Raw genomic sequence first — 11,996 nt, 5'->3', positions numbered from 1 at the left:
CGATAAATTTCTATTTTTTGTTCTTTATTAAATTTAGACATAGTAAAAGACCTAAAAGTGTCTCACTTTTAGGTCTCACTTCACATTGTAGTTTCAGAGTGCTTTTTATTTTGACTAATAATTAGAAACTGTAGTCAAGACGTTTAAAGCTTTAACATATTCGCCATCGGCAATTTTAATAAATGGCTTTTCATTAATTTCTTTATGACCTAAGTAATTAACCTTAGCGCCACGCTTCAAAAACTTGCCTGGAATTTTTTCGCCCTTCTCATCATAAATAAAGGAAGGCTTCTTAATTCTATTAACTATCTTTATAGTGGACTTCATATATGGCAAGAATGCTTCTTCTTTAACAAATCTATTCTTACGAATCTTTACATAAGTATCACCATTAATTATCTTTATAGCACGTACTTTGTAAAGTTTTCCCTTTCTCAGATGTCCAACTTTAACACCATGCTTATTATAAACAGTAGCATTTCTAGTTAGATTTAATCTTTTACCTTGTCTAACTGGATTGGTAATGGCTGCGTCAACACTTTGTGTAGTTGCTACGCCCAATCCAATAACTGCCAACATTGTACCTGCAACAGAAATAATTTGCTTTCTCATCATAATCCACCCCCGCAGTGTTTATACCATTTTTCACCTTTATTTTATCAAAAATAATTCAATTAGAAGCATTTTTTACTCAACTGTTTTATAACTATTTCTTTAATTCTGCTAAAATTATCTATAACACTACTTACAAGGGAGTAATTACTTATGATTTTAACTTGGGATATAATTCGTAGAACTATTGAAGTACTATGGATTATTAACATTGCATTCGCTGTTTGGACGGTTTTTAGAAGTCGTCGCAGTGTTGTTGCAACTTGGGCATGGATGCTGGTATTAACTGTTTTGCCAGGTATTGGCTTTATTCTCTATCTCTTCTTTGGACGTCAGCTTTCACATGATGAAATTTTTGCTATTCAAGAAGAACAGAAAAAGGTGCAAAGACATTATTTAGCTGAACAGCGCGATATGCTTAAAGAACATGATCTTTTGCCTGAAAAAGAACGACTTCCACGGGTAAGAATGCTTTCAGAATTAAATCTTAACAATGATGATGCAATTTTAACTTTTGACAATCAAGTTAAGGTTTTTACCTCTGGGCCAGAGCTTTTTGATCAAATGATCCTTGATATTAAAAATGCTAAAAAATCTATTAGTTTGGAATTTTATACTTTTTATTCTGATCAATTGGGCAAGCGAGTTTTAAAGGCTCTAGAAGCGGCTGCAGCTAATGGTGCTAAAGTACGGGTGATTTATGATACTTCTGGATCACGTGGCACTAAGCCTACTTTTTTTGACCATCTGCGTGAATTAGGTGGTGAGGCTCAACCATTCATTTCTACTTCCAAAAAGCACTGGTTTACTACACCTCGACTTAATTATCATTTGCATAGAAAATTGGTCATTATTGATCACCACATTGGTTATATTGGCGGATTTAATATTGGAGATCAATATGTTAATAAATCACCCAAATTTGGTCATTGGCGCGATACTCACTTGCGCGTAATTGGACAATCACCTATTTTAATGGAAGTCCGTTTTGCAATGGATTGGAACACTTCAATCAGAAGAACTAATTTACCTAAATTTGAATTAAAAGAACTCAAATCATTTAGAGTTAACCGCAAGGACATTAATGATAGTAAGAATGTAGCAATGCAGATTGTTTCCTCAGGTCCCGACAACCAACACTATGGAATTAGGCGAGGCTACCAGGGAATCATTGCAGGAGCCAAAAAATATATCTATATTCAAACGCCTTATTTAATTCCTGAAGAATCAATTCTTGAAGCTTTAATTATTGCCGCTAATAGTGGAATTGATGTGCGAATTATGATCCCATGTATGCCTGATCACCCATTTGTTTACCGAGCTACGGAATATTATGCTAAATACTTAGTAGCTCACAATGTTAAAGTTTATAAATATAATGATGGCTTTATTCATGCTAAAACGATGGTGAGTGGCTCTAATATTTCTTCAGTTGGTTCTGCCAATCAAGATTTCCGGAGTTATACATTAAACTTCGAAGTAAATTCATTCAATTATAATCCTGCCCTAACTCAAGAATTAAAAGAAATTTTTGAAAAAGACTTAGATAAATGTACTCTTTTAACTAATGAATACTTCGCCAAACAGTCTTCATGGTTAAAATTCAAACAATACTTTTCAAGATTATTATCACCTATTTTTTAAAACGAAAAACCCTTTATCAGTATATCTGATAAGGGATTTTGTTTTCTAAATAATGCAGTTTTATTTCTTTACTTATTTTTTATAAGCTGTATAATGATATTAACTATTAAAAAGTAAGGAGGATAAAACTTGGCTAATAGAGTAAAACTAGGCGTTTTGAATTTAATGCATGATAAGTTAGATACTCAACAAAGATTTGCACATGTTTTACCAGACGCAGACCTGACTTTCTTTTACCCACGTATGCATTATCAAAATCGTCCTGTTCCACCCGAAGTTGCTAAAATTTCTCAACCATTAGATCTTAATCATATCCAAGATTTCGATGGCTTTATTATTACTGGTGCTCCGTTAGATCACCTGGATTTTGAGCAAGTCACCTATATCGAGGAAGTCCGATGTTTGCTTCAGTTATTAGATAAATACAAATTACAGCAATTATATTTTTGCTGGGGCGCAATGGTAGCTTTAGATTACTTTTACGATATTCAAAAAAGAATTTTGGCGGAAAAAATCTTTGGTACTTTTCCTCACTTAATAATCGAACCAAATTCCTTATTAAATGGTCTTAGCCAAGGATTTATTGCTCCACATGCTCGTTACGCTGAAATGGACAAAGCACAGACTATGCAAGATCCACGCTTAACTATTAATTCAGTAGACGACAACGGCCATCTATTTATGGTATCTTCTTTAACAAAACCAGAGCAAAATTTCGTTTTCTCTCACATTGAATATGATCGTGAAGGTTTAAAGAAAGAATATGAAAGAGAAATTGCCGCACATCCAGAGCGACATTACAAAAGGCCTGAAAATTATTCATTATCTGCTCCACTTTTTCAGTGGAAAGATACTCAAAAAATATTCTTTGATAATTGGTTAACCCAGGTCAAAAAAAGCAAATTAGTGTTAGATAAATAAGAGAGGTATACATTATGTCTACAATTTTTAATTCAGTTACAGAACTTATCGGAAACACCCCATTACTTAAGCTAAACCGTGTTGTCCCTGACGATGCGGCAGATGTTTACGTAAAGTTGGAATTTGAAAATCCAGCTGGTTCAATTAAAGATAGAATTGCTTTAGCCATGATTGAAAAAGCAGAACGAGATGGTATTTTAAAGCCAGGCGGTACAATCGTAGAACCAACTTCAGGCAATACTGGTATTGGTTTGGCTATGGTTGCCGCAGCTAAAGGTTATCATATTATCATTGTGATGCCGGAAACTATGAGCGTTGAGCGTCGTAAATTGATGAAGGGCTACGGTGCTGAACTCATTTTGACACCAGGTGCAGACGGTATGAAGGGCTCAATTGCCAAGGCTGAAGAACTCGTTAAAGAAAAAGGTTACTTCATGCCAATGCAATTTAATAATGCTGAAAACCCTAATATTCATGAATTAACTACAGGACCGGAAATTATTGCTGCAATGAACGGAATTGGTAAATCAATTGACGCATTTGTAGCTGGTGTTGGTACTGGTGGTACTTTATCAGGAATTGGACATGCTCTTAAACGTGAAAATTCAGCTACTAAGGTATTTGCATTAGAACCAACCGAATCTCCATTATTAAAAGATGGTAAGACTGGGAAACATGGTATTCAAGGAATTGCCGCTGGTTTCATCCCTAAGAATTTAGATAAGAATATTTACGACGATGTTGTCACTGTTTCTACTGATGAAGCAATGGCTACTGCTCGTGAAGTCGCTAAAAATGAAGGATTCTTACCTGGTATTTCAGCCGGTGCAAATATTCATGGTGCAATTGAAATTGCTAAAAAATTAGGTAAAGGACATACTGTCATTACCGTAGTTCCAGATGGCGGCGATCGTTACCTTTCAACTGCATTATTTAATGATTAAATCTTAATATTATGAAAAATACTCCTAAGGGAATTTCCCCTAGGAGTATTTTTTAATTTCTGTTGATTTTGCATCAATAATTAATGATGCATGATTATTTTATGCACCGTGATATTGAACAAGTGAGTAAATATCAACATCAGGCAACTTTTCTCTACCCTTTAAATCAGGTAATTCAATATAAAATGCGGCACCTACAAGCTTACCACCAAGATTTTCAATTAATTCCTTAGAAGCTCTTAAAGTACCTGCTGTGGCCATTAAATCGTCACAGATAACAACTCTTTGACCAGGCTTAATTGCATCCTTATGCATTTCAAGGCTATTTGAACCGTATTCCAAGTCATATGAAGCACGTTCAACTTCTCTTGGCAACTTGTGTGGCTTTCTTGCTGGGACAAAGCCTAAGCCTAACTCAGTTGCAACAGGACAGCCTACAATAAAGCCACGTGCTTCAGGACCTACGATCACATCTGCCTTTCTACTCTTTGCATATTCTGCCAATTCATGAGTAGCAGCACGATATAAATCACCATCTTGCAAAATAGGTGTAATATCGCGAAAGACAATTCCCTTATTAGGAAAGTCCTTAACACTTGCAATATACTTACTAAAATCAATCGCCATAAGAAGAAAAACCTCCATAATTATCTGTGTTTGTATTCAAACACTTTTGACTTGTATATTTTACCAAAGATTTGTTATAAAAGCACTGAAATCTTGATATTTATCTACTTTTTTACAAAATTATTAACATATGTAATCAATTTTTGAGTAGGCATCGTCCTCAGTTGATTAATAAACTTAATTTGAGATTCCGTCGCCATTAAATATTTAGAAGCAGTCAAGGGTTGCTTTTTTGGATTAGATTCACCGACCAATTTTTGATCATCCAATTTAACAAAGCCTAATTCAAAGAATACTCGTAAAATAAACAACACACTATCATAATCCAAGCCTAAATAAGGTGCTACAGTTCGATAGTCGTCAGGCTTCAATGCAGGATGGGCATATATATACTTTAATACCTTGCCAAAATAACTTTTTGCAGGAATATGCTCTACAGGTAATTGATCCAATAAAAAGCGTAAATAGATTTGTTGATAATCTTTTTCTAAAGCAGTATTCAATTCTACTTGATTGCGTGGTACATCAAGTAAAGCAACTGTTTCACCAGATTGATCATAATCTTGGACCAAGCTAATCTTATCATCATCAATTTGAAGTTGATTTTTAACGATCGGAATATTCTTTTTATCAAACAGCAAATAGCGATCTGCAAAGCCCATGACAAATTTTTCCTGTCTTAAGTCGATCACTGACGTTGGAACTGCTAACTTTGGGGATGCGAATGCTATCCCTTCTATAATGCCTTGCAAAGATACCTGCTTACGATAGGTATTTAAAGACAAAGTAACGAAAATTTTAGCAATAAACGGCAATAGATTATTATTTAAATAGTCTTTATTAAAGCCCACAATTGCTAAACTACCGTCTTTTTTATTAGCCGTTAATTTAACGTGATTCTTATCTTTCCCTATTTTGAAAAAATTAGTAATAGTTGGATCCGAAATACTGAAAATTGGTTGCGGATCTCCAGTGCCAAATGGTCCAACTTGATTAATCTGAGCTAAAGTTTGAGGCGATAAACCATGCATAGGCAATTCCATATCATACTCTTTAGTCTCTAATCCACCTTCAACGTGAAAATCAGCCTCAAACTTTTCTCGCAGAGCACTTACTTTATCTTCTTCCATGGATAAACCACAAGCAAAATCATGACCACCAAATTTAGTCAGCAAACTCTCTTTTAAAGGATTAAGGGCATCAAAAAGATTGAAGCCAGTAAATGAACGACCTGAACCTTTAATCTCCCCTTCATCATTTTTAGTTAAAACGATAGTTGGCTTATGTAATTTTTCCACTATTTTATTAGCGACCAGACCCAAAACGCCCTCATGAAAATCAGGATCATATAAGATCAAAGTATTTTGCTTCTGCCAACTATTTTCACGAATTAATTCCATACAGCGATCATAAACTTCAGTAGTTAGCTCTTTGCGCTTATTATTTAAATCTTCAATCTGATCAGCAATTTTCTGAGCCTCAAGATCATCATCACTAAGCAAAAGTTGTACCGCTAAATTTGCATTAGCTAAGCGCCCCACTGCATTAAGCCGAGGAGCAATATTAAAGCCAACATCTGTTTCATTAATCGTTCCTAGCGTTAATCCAGCATTTTTGATCAGAGCTCTTAAACCAGGTCGCTCGGTTTGATTAAGCACATCTAAACCGCGCTTCACAATAATGTGACCTTCACCCGTCACTTTAACCATATCACCAATGGTGCCAATCATTGCTAAATCTAGCAATTCTGGTACAGGATCCTGCATAAGTTCACGGCAAATTGTGTAAGCCACGCCTGCACCACAATAGTCATCGAAAGGATATTTTTGTCCGGGGTAATTACAATGAACTGTTGCATAGGCATCGGGTTTAGATTCTTGAAAAGTATGGTGATCGGTAACAATCGTATCAACGCCATTATTTTTAGCATATTCAACTTCTTCAATTCCAGTTACGCCGTTGTCTACAGTAATAATTAACTTAGTACCATCAGCCACGATATCCTTATAGCGATCAAGATTTGGGCCATATCCATCTTTAAAACGGTCTGGTATAAAGTAATGAACATCTGCACCTAAAATACTCAGCGTCTCAGTCATAATTGTAGTGGCCGTGATACCATCAGCATCATAATCACCATAAATGGTAATCTTTTCGCCATTATCAATTGCTTGATTAATTCGATCGACCGCTTTATCCATATCATGCATTAAAGTTGGATCGGCTAAGTTTTCTTCGGTTGCGTTAAACCAAAAATCTAATTTTTCATCTGTATTAATACCACGTAATGCAAAAAGCCGTGCTGAGATTGGGCTAAGTTGATATTTTTCTATTAAATCTGGCGCTAATTCTTCAGCTGTTCTTTGTTGCCACTTCATTACTTTCAAAACACCTTACATTTCATAAAAATTAAAAGGCACTCATAATTGAGTGTCTTTATTGAAAAATCTAATTCTTATTCTAACGCAAATTTTGTTTGCATAAAAGTTCGAAGATTTTACTTCATTTTGAAGACTCGAAGATTCTCTGCGTTAGCCTTTTCCGTTTTAATCAAATTACCACGAATAGCCCAACGATTTGCACCACCATCAGCACAAGTAATTAAGGTCACTATCTTTTTCTTAGTATTATTAACTAACCAAACGGCTGATGGATCAACAACTTTTTTCATATAAATTCGGTAAACATAAACCTTCTTTAAATTAGTAAGGTAAATCAATTCACCTTTCTTGACATCCTCTAGTGGTGAGAAAAGAATACCTTTAGCAGTCATATAGTGACCAGCTAATGGATAGTTACCTTCACCCATTTTTTGGTCAGCACGCATTGTACCGCCACCGGTGGACATAGCATCGTCTGACATCCCTAGCATTATTGGTAAATGCATATTTACATCAGGAATAGCTAAAGCACCAATTGCACCTGAAGTCTTTTTTATCTGCGATCTCGTAGCTCGAGCCATATCCATCGACTTTACTTTACTAAAATCATACATTCCTTTTTTACGTTGATTTTTTTCAACTTCTTTTTTAGTCAAGCCGGTTAAAGTCGACTGCTGATTATGACTAATCATGTGATTGCTAATCTGCTTGTTAAAGATGAGAACAAGACCAACAATTAACAAAATGATCGCTAGAATTCTAATGACGATCGTGCTAATACTTGTTTTATGTTTATTTTTTGCCATAATTACTTACCTTTGATATCAATATAAATTTTGTTTTTCATAGTTCACAATAGTTTTTATGTAGGTGTTTTTTGAAGTGATGACTCACATCAGATCACATTAAATTAGTGATTTTTTACGTAGATTTTACGTAGATTACGTAAAATCATGAAACGGTTCACAGCTATAGGCTATGAACCGTTTTTTCTTTACTTCCTATTATAACACTTTTCTAGGATCTTTTTTACCAGTAGCATGTTCCATACCCTCAGTGGTAACAACCCATTGCTTTCCAAACTTACGCACTGTTCCTTCTGGAAACTTTTGAGGTGACTGACTAATGGTCTTTCTAACATAGCTCTCTGATACGCCCCAGATTCTTGCTGCTTCTTTTGCTTCCATAATATCTGGACTATTTAAGTTAATCACTAGAATGCACTTCCTATCATTTTAATTAGTAATCCTAATAGAATAGCAACTACACTCCAAGCTAAATAACGATGCATTTTTTGTTTGTGTGTCATGGTATAATTAGATATGTCAAAGAGAGGAGCCTCTCGGCTTCCCTCTTTAAAGCTTACTTGTGTTTGACAAGTGTTAGAACTATTCGCCCTAGTTGTTTGATAAGTTCGTAGGCTGGATAGCTCCAAGCTCCGATCATCGCATACTTAGCGATCTTTTCGGAAGTCTCATCACGAGTGGGCTTTTTCTTTTTGCCTTTTTTCTTTGACATATCTTTACCTCCTTTCACTTATTATAATATCACGGTATCGAGATAAATGCAACAAAAAAGAGCCGCTCCAGGAAAAATCTCCCAGAGCGGCTCTTGCGACATTTGGAGTGTTCTTCACACTCCTTTTTTATATTTCAATCATTATTACTATAGCACGATGTAGGCACGATTGCCTGTGACGTAGACGGTCTTGCCATTGTGCTTTTCTTTGATACGTAGGAATCTGCCGACACGCCCTTGAATCTCAACTTTTGAGTTAATTTTCAACGGGTAAACCTTATCCGCATCTGCTTTAGGTGCATCAAGTGCGTGCGTGTGATCAAGAATAATCTTTGCAACACCATGTTTTTCTGAGTTGTAAGCAATAGGATTGGCTTTGACGTATACAGCACGACCGTCAAACCATTGATTTTTGCCAACACAGATTGCTCCATCTTTAATTTCAAAGACTTGCCAAAGTGATCCTTGTGGTTTTAGCTTATCGCTTTCACGTTTGGTCAGTTTAGAGTCAGTGTAGACATAAGCACCCTTTGAGTTTGATACAACGGCAACTGCACCGATGTCCCAACGTACGACCGGATGCTGAGAGAGCGATTCTGCGGATTTTTTAACTGATTTAGCTTGATGATTATCCGAACTGATCTTTAAATCAACGAGGTTAATATTGCCATCGACATCACATCCACGATAATTATCAGCAAATTGCCAAATTGCTACTCCGTCCATTGATGGGAAGTAGTTAAAGTCAGCATAATCTTGACGACCGCTCACTTTATAACTTGCTACCCATAAAGAAGTACCGAATGACTTAACAATTCGAGCAATGCTCATGTGATTTCTTAGTACGAATGCGCCGGAATAAACGAGCGGTTGATAACCAGCAGATTTAATTTCTTGCATAGCTGCTAAGAGCGCATCTGTGTTAGCAATTGCACCGCCATTGACGCTGTTGCCGTTACCTTGCTCAAAGTCGTCAGCAAGGTATGAGCCTTCTGGAATACCAAGCGCCTTAGCCTTCGCTACTGCATACTTGGCTTCTGATCTAGCTCTTGAAACGCTATTGCCGTGGTTAGCATAGAAGTATCCAGCGACAAGCAGACTATTAGCCTTTGCACTCTTGATTTGTGCGGCTGCCTTTGGGTTAAGGTAGTCGGTGCCTTGTGTCAGCTTTACGATGGCGAACTTGGCACCTGTGTAGCTAACGCTTGTGGACTGGTAACTGGCTAGGTCCACACCATAGCTTCTTTTTGGCACGTTCGAGTTTGACATTACTGCCACCTTCTTTCTTTCTGTTCTTCTCGAATGAATCAAAAATCAATTCATTGTAGGTTTTAGGCTTTGCTCGATCCATTAGAATCATCTCCGTTGTCAAGGAAACCGATTGGCTGTGTAGTTACTTCTGATGATTCGTCAGGAGTAGGTGTTTCAGCATGTGCATCATCGTATGATTTTTGGATCATGCCTTTCGCTACTTCCGTGGTGAGGTTAGGCTTCTGCTTTTGCAGTTGATCGACAGCCCACGCCTTCTTCTCTGCACCAGTTAAGTCCAAGAGCTTGTTAGCTTCACTGTAAAGAGCGTCAGACGCTTCTTTTGCAGTAATGACTTGTTGAGGGACTTTCTTGCCTTCTAACGTCATTTTCTTGATGTAAAAATCAAGTGCGGTAGAAATACCAAGTGTGACGGCGATAACAATAACAACGACAAGCCACGCAAGGTTCATGATTTGATCCATACTCATGATTATTCGCCGTCCTTTTCACCTACAACTAAGCCGGTTTTAGCAGCATTGTCCAAAGTTGCACTTAATTTATTTTCGACAGTAGTAGCGAGCTTTGTTGCAGTATCATCCTTTACCATACCGTTGTCGGTTACGCCGGATAAATAGCGAACCCACTTGGTGACGGATTGCTTAACATCTTGAGGAACGTCGTCCAATGTTAAGACTCCATCTTGTATTAATGTTACATAGTCCAAAATTCTAGTGTTTGGTTTCATTGTCTTTCTCCTCTCTTAATTCATTGAGTTCCCGCAGTAATTTTTTATTTTCTGCGTTCAGTCTTTTGTTCTGCTCCATGATGTAATCTCTGTCGGATTTCTTACTATTCAGCCTAAAAGTAAAGTAAGCAGATAAGATACCGAAAACTAAATACAAAAGGTCGTTCAAATCTATTTTCACTGCACGACCCCCTGTCCTAGCGTTTACATCTATGTCGTGCCGTCCAGCTTGTTATTGCTAAAACAGTTAAATCACTTGCTAATACTGGTCCATAATCATCTAAGAAATACCAGTGTTCAAACTCTAATAAACACAAAATAGTAATTAATCCTGCAATGAAGCTGATTAATACCCCTGTTATGTGTTCGTTGTTATAACTTGAAAGAATATAACCAATCATAAGAACACCAGCCACAATTAAAGCCCACTGCAAAACCGGGCTGTTCATAAGCCCGCGCAATTCTGGTGGAAAGTAAAATTGTGGATATTTCTTAGTCATTAAAGCTGCACCCTTTAAAATTGAATACAGCCCTAAAATTGCATACAAGCCATTAAGCTTGAGGCGCACCGCTAACTTGGTTATCAGTTCTTTCATAAGCTTCGCCTACAATCTTTTGGTAATTTTCTGCTGATAAAAAGCCTTGTACGACTAAGCCTTTCATGCCGTTCTTATCGTAGATACCGAATTGATAGTCCATAGTGTACATTTCTAAAAAGTTAGCTTCGATTTGTTCCATTAAAGTCATGATTAGTTGCCTCCGTTTTCTTGCTTAGTGTCAGTAGTTGGATCAGTTGATGCATCAGCCTTTGGTGCTTCTGGTGTAGCGTCATTTTGAGTTGACTTAACGACCATAGCCAAAGTTTGTTGCATAGTAGCCAACATCTTGTTAGTGTTTTGAGTTTGTTGGGTGAAGCTCTTCATTAGAGCGACATTTTGTTGACTAGATTGGGCTTGAACTTGTTGCATGGTCTTAACAGCTTGGTCTACCTTGTCGTTAGCTTGGTCAAGTTGTGCGGACTTTTGGTCAAGTTCCTTGATCTTAGCTTGTGCTTCTGCAAGGATTTGACCTTGTGCTTCACCGCTGTTTTCCTTCCATGCACCAAGACCACCATTTAAGTTGTTGTCCCATACAGGATCACTCATGCTTGCGTCAGGTGCTTCCTTGTGCATTCTCCAAGGGACAACATCGAATGGAATTTCGGTAAAGATTTCGTGACATCTTTCATCCTTAGTTGCTCCATCTGGATTTGAGTAGTAGTAAACGTACAACTTAGTTGGTTGTTCTTGTGCAGCAGTTTCAACGCCTGCTACTGGTGCGTTTTGTGTTTCGTCAGCCATAATTGGCTCCTTT

At 36.9% G+C, this 11,996-nt stretch carries 16 protein-coding genes; 3 read left to right on the top strand and 13 right to left on the bottom strand.

What is annotated here, in order from left to right; translation table 11 throughout:
- Positions 1 to 114 precede the first annotated feature (114 nt).
- Positions 115 to 615, bottom strand: a complete 501-nt coding sequence (locus tag JEM49_RS03130) for an SLAP domain-containing protein (RefSeq protein ID WP_201873632.1) — start codon at positions 613 to 615, stop codon at positions 115 to 117.
- 150 nt (positions 616 to 765) lie between these two features.
- On the opposite strand from JEM49_RS03130, the gene cls reads away from it, so the two are divergent.
- The 3 genes from cls (at position 766) to cysK (ending at position 4,121) form a co-directional block, all read left to right on the top strand.
- Positions 766 to 2,256, top strand: a complete 1,491-nt coding sequence (gene cls / locus JEM49_RS03125) for a cardiolipin synthase (RefSeq protein ID WP_201873630.1) — start codon at positions 766 to 768, stop codon at positions 2,254 to 2,256.
- A 129-nt stretch (positions 2,257 to 2,385) separates the two neighbouring features.
- On the top strand, positions 2,386 to 3,177 hold the full coding sequence (locus JEM49_RS03120) for a homoserine O-acetyltransferase/O-succinyltransferase family protein (protein ID WP_098043791.1): 792 nt from the start codon (positions 2,386 to 2,388) through the stop codon (positions 3,175 to 3,177).
- Positions 3,178 to 3,191: 14 nt separating this feature from the next.
- Positions 3,192 to 4,121 (top strand): cysteine synthase A, encoded by a 930-nt coding sequence (gene cysK / locus JEM49_RS03115; protein ID WP_025005951.1) that lies wholly within the window; start codon positions 3,192 to 3,194, stop codon positions 4,119 to 4,121.
- Between the two features lie 99 nt (positions 4,122 to 4,220).
- Here cysK and JEM49_RS03110 read toward each other — a convergent pair whose 3' ends face one another.
- The 12 genes from JEM49_RS03110 to JEM49_RS03055 form a co-directional block, all read right to left on the bottom strand.
- Complete coding sequence (locus tag JEM49_RS03110; RefSeq protein WP_025005950.1) at positions 4,221 to 4,748, bottom strand: adenine phosphoribosyltransferase; 528 nt, start codon at positions 4,746 to 4,748, stop codon at positions 4,221 to 4,223.
- Between the two features lie 104 nt (positions 4,749 to 4,852).
- Positions 4,853 to 7,126: a single-stranded-DNA-specific exonuclease RecJ gene (gene recJ, locus JEM49_RS03105; RefSeq protein ID WP_201873628.1), complete on the bottom strand. Its 2,274-nt coding sequence runs from the start codon at positions 7,124 to 7,126 to the stop codon at positions 4,853 to 4,855.
- Between the two features lie 119 nt (positions 7,127 to 7,245).
- On the bottom strand, positions 7,246 to 7,935 hold the full coding sequence (locus JEM49_RS03100; RefSeq protein ID WP_025005948.1) for a class A sortase: 690 nt from the start codon (positions 7,933 to 7,935) through the stop codon (positions 7,246 to 7,248).
- A gap of 198 nt (positions 7,936 to 8,133) precedes the next feature.
- Positions 8,134 to 8,343: a helix-turn-helix domain-containing protein gene (locus JEM49_RS03095; RefSeq protein WP_005719066.1), complete on the bottom strand. Its 210-nt coding sequence runs from the start codon at positions 8,341 to 8,343 to the stop codon at positions 8,134 to 8,136.
- Between the two features lie 148 nt (positions 8,344 to 8,491).
- Positions 8,492 to 8,647, bottom strand: a complete 156-nt coding sequence (locus JEM49_RS03090; protein WP_005726176.1) for a hypothetical protein — start codon at positions 8,645 to 8,647, stop codon at positions 8,492 to 8,494.
- 147 nt (positions 8,648 to 8,794) lie between these two features.
- Positions 8,795 to 9,916, bottom strand: coding sequence for a GH25 family lysozyme (locus tag JEM49_RS03085; RefSeq protein ID WP_201873626.1), 1,122 nt, complete (start codon positions 9,914 to 9,916; stop codon positions 8,795 to 8,797).
- A 62-nt stretch (positions 9,917 to 9,978) separates the two neighbouring features.
- Complete coding sequence (locus tag JEM49_RS03080; protein WP_201873625.1) at positions 9,979 to 10,368, bottom strand: hypothetical protein; 390 nt, start codon at positions 10,366 to 10,368, stop codon at positions 9,979 to 9,981.
- 20 nt (positions 10,369 to 10,388) lie between these two features.
- Positions 10,389 to 10,643, bottom strand: coding sequence for a hypothetical protein (locus tag JEM49_RS03075; protein ID WP_242509744.1), 255 nt, complete (start codon positions 10,641 to 10,643; stop codon positions 10,389 to 10,391).
- Complete coding sequence (locus JEM49_RS03070; protein ID WP_046814207.1) at positions 10,627 to 10,824, bottom strand: hypothetical protein; 198 nt, start codon at positions 10,822 to 10,824, stop codon at positions 10,627 to 10,629. The genes JEM49_RS03075 and JEM49_RS03070 overlap by 17 nt, the downstream gene beginning before the upstream one ends.
- Before the next feature lie 16 nt (positions 10,825 to 10,840).
- Positions 10,841 to 11,239, bottom strand: coding sequence for a hypothetical protein (locus JEM49_RS03065; protein WP_153245704.1), 399 nt, complete (start codon positions 11,237 to 11,239; stop codon positions 10,841 to 10,843).
- A complete protein-coding gene (locus JEM49_RS03060) occupies positions 11,196 to 11,390 on the bottom strand; it encodes an XkdX family protein (protein ID WP_201873624.1) in 195 nt (64 codons plus the stop codon). The genes JEM49_RS03065 and JEM49_RS03060 overlap by 44 nt, the downstream gene beginning before the upstream one ends.
- A 2-nt stretch (positions 11,391 to 11,392) precedes the next feature.
- Positions 11,393 to 11,983: a hypothetical protein gene (locus JEM49_RS03055; protein WP_201873623.1), complete on the bottom strand. Its 591-nt coding sequence runs from the start codon at positions 11,981 to 11,983 to the stop codon at positions 11,393 to 11,395.
- Between the last annotated feature and the right edge of the window lie 13 nt (positions 11,984 to 11,996).

It is taken from the genome of Lactobacillus sp. A27, from assembly GCF_016742815.1.
GTDB lineage: Bacteria > Bacillota > Bacilli > Lactobacillales > Lactobacillaceae > Lactobacillus > Lactobacillus gallinarum.
This window is presented reverse-complemented; position numbering and strand designations above follow the sequence as displayed.

Bases quoted from the DNA above. Each gene is read 5' to 3' on its own strand.
- JEM49_RS03130 (WP_201873632.1), bottom strand. From the start codon at position 615: ATGATGAGAAAGCAAATTATTTCTGTTGCAGGTACAATGTTGGCAGTT.
- cls (WP_201873630.1), top strand. From the start codon at position 766: ATGATTTTAACTTGGGATATAATTCGTAGAACTATTGAAGTACTATGG.
- cysK (WP_025005951.1), top strand. From the start codon at position 3,192: ATGTCTACAATTTTTAATTCAGTTACAGAACTTATCGGAAACACCCCA.
- JEM49_RS03110 (WP_025005950.1), bottom strand. From the start codon at position 4,748: ATGGCGATTGATTTTAGTAAGTATATTGCAAGTGTTAAGGACTTTCCT.
- recJ (WP_201873628.1), bottom strand. From the start codon at position 7,126: ATGAAGTGGCAACAAAGAACAGCTGAAGAATTAGCGCCAGATTTAATA.
- JEM49_RS03100 (WP_025005948.1), bottom strand. From the start codon at position 7,935: ATGGCAAAAAATAAACATAAAACAAGTATTAGCACGATCGTCATTAGA.
- JEM49_RS03090 (WP_005726176.1), bottom strand. From the start codon at position 8,647: ATGTCAAAGAAAAAAGGCAAAAAGAAAAAGCCCACTCGTGATGAGACT.
- JEM49_RS03085 (WP_201873626.1), bottom strand. From the start codon at position 9,916: ATGTCAAACTCGAACGTGCCAAAAAGAAGCTATGGTGTGGACCTAGCC.
- JEM49_RS03080 (WP_201873625.1), bottom strand. From the start codon at position 10,368: ATGAACCTTGCGTGGCTTGTCGTTGTTATTGTTATCGCCGTCACACTT.
- JEM49_RS03075 (WP_242509744.1), bottom strand. From the start codon at position 10,643: ATGAAACCAAACACTAGAATTTTGGACTATGTAACATTAATACAAGAT.
- JEM49_RS03065 (WP_153245704.1), bottom strand. From the start codon at position 11,239: ATGAAAGAACTGATAACCAAGTTAGCGGTGCGCCTCAAGCTTAATGGC.
- JEM49_RS03060 (WP_201873624.1), bottom strand. From the start codon at position 11,390: ATGACTTTAATGGAACAAATCGAAGCTAACTTTTTAGAAATGTACACT.
- JEM49_RS03055 (WP_201873623.1), bottom strand. From the start codon at position 11,983: ATGGCTGACGAAACACAAAACGCACCAGTAGCAGGCGTTGAAACTGCT.